Genomic DNA, 4535 nt, shown 5'->3' on the forward strand with positions numbered 1-4535 from the left:
CCAACCTCACCGGGGATGTCGTCTCCGCCGAGGAGATCACCAGCCCGGACTTCTGGGTCCGGCACGTCCGCGAGGCCGTGCGCTTCCTCGATGGCACCCGCACGCTCGAAGCACAGGGCGTCACGACGTACATCGAGCTGGGTCCGGACGGTGTGCTCACCGCCATGGCGCAGGAGTGCGTCACCGGTGCCGACGCGGTGTTCGTGGCCGCGCTGCGTAACGGCCGCCCCGAGGCCGAGGCCGTCACCACGGCGCTCGCCCAGGCGTACGTCCGGGGCGCCGCGGTGGACTGGGCGGCGTTCTACGCCGGGACCGGTGCGTCCCGCGTCGACCTGCCCACGTACGCCTTCCAGCGCCGCCGCTACTGGCCCGACACAACCCCGGAAGGGGCCGTCGACACCACCGTGGACGCGGTGGACGCGCGGTTCTGGCACGCCGTGGAGCGCGAGGACTGGCAGTCGCTGGCCACCGAACTGCGCGTCGAGGGCGACCAGCCGCTCAGCGCGGTGTTGCCCGCCCTGTCGTCGTGGCGCCGCGCCCGGCGCGAAGAGTCCGCCGCCGATGGCCGTCTCTACAACGTGGCGTGGAAGCCGCGCCCGCAGGCCACATCCGGTGCCCCGGCGGGTGCCCTGGCCGGGACCTGGCTGACCGTCGCCCCCGCGCGCCTCGCCGACGACCCCCGGGTCGCCGCGGTGGCCGACGACCTGACGCGGCGCGGCGTGCGCGTCGTCCGCGTCGAGCTGGACGTGGCGGACACCGACCCCGCGACCGTGGCCGCCCACCTCACGTCGGCTTCGGCCGAGGGCCCGGTGGCCGGTGTCCTGTCGCTGCTGGCGCTGGACGAGCGGCCGCATCCGGAGCATCCGGCGGTGCCGGTCGGTCTCGCGCTGACCGGTGCGCTGGTCGAAGCGCTGGAAGAGCGGGACGGCTATGCCTCGGCGCGCCTGTGGTGCGCCACCCGGGGCGCGGTCTCGACCGGGGGCGCCGACCGGCTGGACAGCGTCACCCAGGCCCAGGTCTGGGGCTACGGCCGGGTCGTCGCCCTGGAGCAGCCCGAGCGCTGGGGTGGTCTGGTCGATCTGCCGGAGACGCTCAACGCACGCGCGTTGGACCGGCTCGCGGATGTGCTCGCCGGGTCCGACGACGAGGACCAGGTGGCCATCCGGTCCGCCGGGGTCTTCGTACGCCGCCTCGTCCCGGCCCCGCGTGACGCGGCCGCCGCGTCCGCCGAGCCGTGGACGCCGCGCGGCACGGTGCTGGTGACCGGCGGTACGGGAGCGCTGGGCCGCCATGTGGCCCGTTGGCTGGCCCAGCACGGGGCTGAGCGGCTGGTGCTGCTCAGCCGCCGTGGCCCGGACGCGCCGGGCGCGGCCGAAATCGTGGCCGAACTGTCCGGCACCGACACCGCCGTGACCGTCGAGGCCTGCGATGTGGCCGACCGCGAGGCGCTGGAATCGCTCGTGGAAAAGCTGGCCGCCAACGGCACCCCCGTACGGGCCGTGGTGCACGCGGCCGGGGCCTCCCAGGAGCCCGGCACGGGCACCGAACTCCCGGAGTTCGCCCGGATCGTGGCGGCGAAGACCACCGGAGCGGTCCACCTCGACGCCCTCTTCGGGGAGGGTGGCGAACCGCTGGACGCGTTCGTGCTCTTCTCCTCGATCGCCGGGGTGTGGGGCAGTGGCGGCCAGGGTGCGTACGCGGCGGGTAACGCCTTCCTCGACGCGCTGGCCGAACAGCGCCGCGCCCGGGGCCTGCCCGCCACGTCCGTGGCCTGGGGCCCGTGGGCGGAGGGTGGCATGGCCACCGAGGGCGACGCCGAGGAGCAGCTGCGCCGCCGCGGCCTGCCGCCGATGGCGCCGGACCTGAACATGGCCGCCTTCCAGCGGGTGCTGTCCCGCCGGGAGACCGCCGTGACCGTGGCCGATGTCGACTGGGAGCGTTTCGCCCCGGCCTTCACCGCCGCCCGCCCGCGCCCGCTGATCGACGACCTGCCGGGTGTCCGCACCCTGCTGCGGGGCGGCGGCGAGGGTGCGGGCGAGGCAGCGGCCGACGGCGCGTCGGCACTGCGCGAGCGGCTGACGGGACTGACCGCGGCCGACCGTGAGGACGCGGTGCTGGAGGTGGTCCGTACCCATGTGGCCACCGCACTCGGCCATGGCTCCGCCGACGAGGTCGAGGCCGGGCGCGCCTTCAAGGAGCTGGGCTTCGACTCCCTCACCGCGGTCGAACTGCGCACCCGGCTGGGCTCGGCCACCGGGCTCAGGCTGCCCGCGAGCCTGGTCTACGACTACCCGACACCGGCCGTGCTCGCCCAGCATCTGCTGACCGAACTGGTCCCGGACGGCCCGCGCCACGCGTCGGCCGATCTGGACACCGACCCGCGGGACGCCGAGCTGCGCCGCATCCTGACCAGCCTCCCGATGAGCCGGATCCGGGAAGCCGGGCTGCTGGACACCCTGCTCCGGCTGGCCGAACCGCAAGCGGCCACCTCCGAGACCAGTGGCGTCGAAGACGACACCGAGTCCATCGACACGATGGACGTCCAGCACCTCATCGACATGGCGCTCGATATCGACGGCCTCGACGGCAACGATTCCTGACGCGGACCCAAAGCACGGAGTAGGACGATGACAACCCCCAACGACAAACTCGTTGACGCGCTGCGGGCCTCGCTGAAGGAAACCGAGCGGCTGCGCAAGCAGAACCAGCAGCTCACCGACGCGTCGCGCGAACCGATCGCGATCGTCGGCATGAGCTGCCGGTTCCCCGGCGACGTCGGCAGCCCCGAGGAGCTGTGGCAGCTCGTCGCGGGCGGCCAGGACGCCATCTCCGGCTTCCCGGCCGACCGTGGCTGGGACATGGAGGCGCTGTACGACCCGGACCCGGAGCGCGCGGGCACCTTCTACGCCCGCGGCGGCGGCTTCCTGTACGACGCGGACCAGTTCGACGCCGGATTCTTCGGGATCTCGCCGCGTGAGGCCCTCGCGATGGATCCGCAGCAGCGGTTGCTGCTGGAGACGTCGTGGGAGGCGTTCGAGCGGGCCGGGATCGACCCGGCGACGATGCGGGGCAGCCGGACCGGTGTGTTCGTCGGCGCCTCCACGCAGGCCTACGGGGCGGGCGGTTACGACCTGCCGGAGGGCGTCGAGGGCCATCTGCTGACCGGCACCGCCGCCAGCGTCGCGTCCGGGCGGCTCTCGTACACCCTGGGTCTGGAGGGCCCGGCGGCCACCATCGACACCGCCTGCTCGTCCTCCTCGGTCGCCCTGCATCTGGCGGTCCAGGCGCTGCGGCAGAGCGAATGTTCGCTCGCCCTGGCGGCGGGCGTGACCGTGCTGTCCTCCCCGGATGTGTTCGTGGAGTTCAGCCGTCAGCGCGGGCTGTCCGCCGACGGCCGGTGCAAGTCCTTCGCGGCGTCGGCGGACGGCACCGGCTGGTCCGAGGGCGTCGGTGTGCTGCTGGTGGAGCGGCTGTCGGACGCGCGGCGTAATGGCCACCCGGTGCTGGCGGTCGTACGTGGCTCCGCCGTCAACCAGGACGGTGCGTCGAATGGTCTGACGGCGCCGAACGGGCCGTCGCAGCGGCGCGTCATCCGTCAGGCCCTGGAGAACGCCCGCCTCACCGCCGCCGACGTGGACGCCGTGGAAGCGCACGGTACGGGGACGACGCTGGGCGACCCGATCGAGGCGCAGGCGCTGCTCGCCACCTACGGCCAGGAGCGGCCGGAGGGTCGGCCCCTGTGGCTCGGCTCGCTGAAGTCGAACATCGGCCACACGCAGAACGTCGCCGGGATCGGCGGCGTCATCAAGATGGTCATGGCGATGCGCCACGGTGTGCTGCCGCAGACGCTGCACGTGGACGAGCCGACGCCGCACGTCGACTGGTCGGCGGGTGAGGTGTCGCTGCTCACGGAGGCACGGGAGTGGCCGGAGACGGACGGCCGCCCGCGCCGCGCGGGCATCTCGTCGTTCGGCGTGAGCGGCACCAACGTCCACACCATCATCGAGCAGGCGCCCGCGCCCGAACCGGCCACGGCCCCTTCGGCTCCCGACGTGGCCCCCGCCGTGCTGCCGTGGGTCCTGTCCGGACGCGGCGCCGCCGCCCTGCGCGCCCAGGCCGAGCACCTGGCCGCGCATGTGCGGGCCCACCCTGATGTGCGCCCGCTCGACCTCGGCCACTCGCTCGCCACCACCCGCTCGGCCTTCGACCACCGCGCGGTGGTCGTCGCGGCCGACCGCGACGGCTTCCGGGCCGGACTCGACGCCCTGGCGGCGGACGGGAACACCCCGGGGCTGGTGCAGGGCTCGCCGGTGTCCGGGAAGGTGGCGTTCCTGTTCACGGGGCAGGGGAGCCAGCGGCTGGGGATGGGCCGTGAGCTGTACGACGCCTATCCGGTGTTCGCGGATGCTCTGGACGCGGTGTGCGCGGAGCTGGACGCGTATCTGGAACGGCCGCTGAAGAGTGTGCTGTTCGGCGACGATGCCTCGGTGCTCGACCGGACCGGATACACCCAGCCCGCGCTGTTCGCGGTGGAG

At 73.9% G+C, this 4535-nt stretch carries 2 protein-coding genes; both read left to right on the forward strand.

The annotated features are described in order from the left end of the window. Nucleotides 1-2600, forward strand: a 2600-nt coding sequence (locus tag ACZ6CL_RS42755; RefSeq protein ID WP_468946947.1) for an SDR family NAD(P)-dependent oxidoreductase, incomplete at its 5' end; no start/stop codon positions are given. Nucleotides 2601-2672: 72 nt separating this feature from the next. After that, a partial coding sequence (locus ACZ6CL_RS42760; protein ID WP_468946948.1) for a type I polyketide synthase occupies nt 2673-4535 on the forward strand: 1863 nt, incomplete at its 3' end.

The sequence above is a fragment of the Streptomyces sp. NPDC041200 genome, assembly GCF_055591805.1.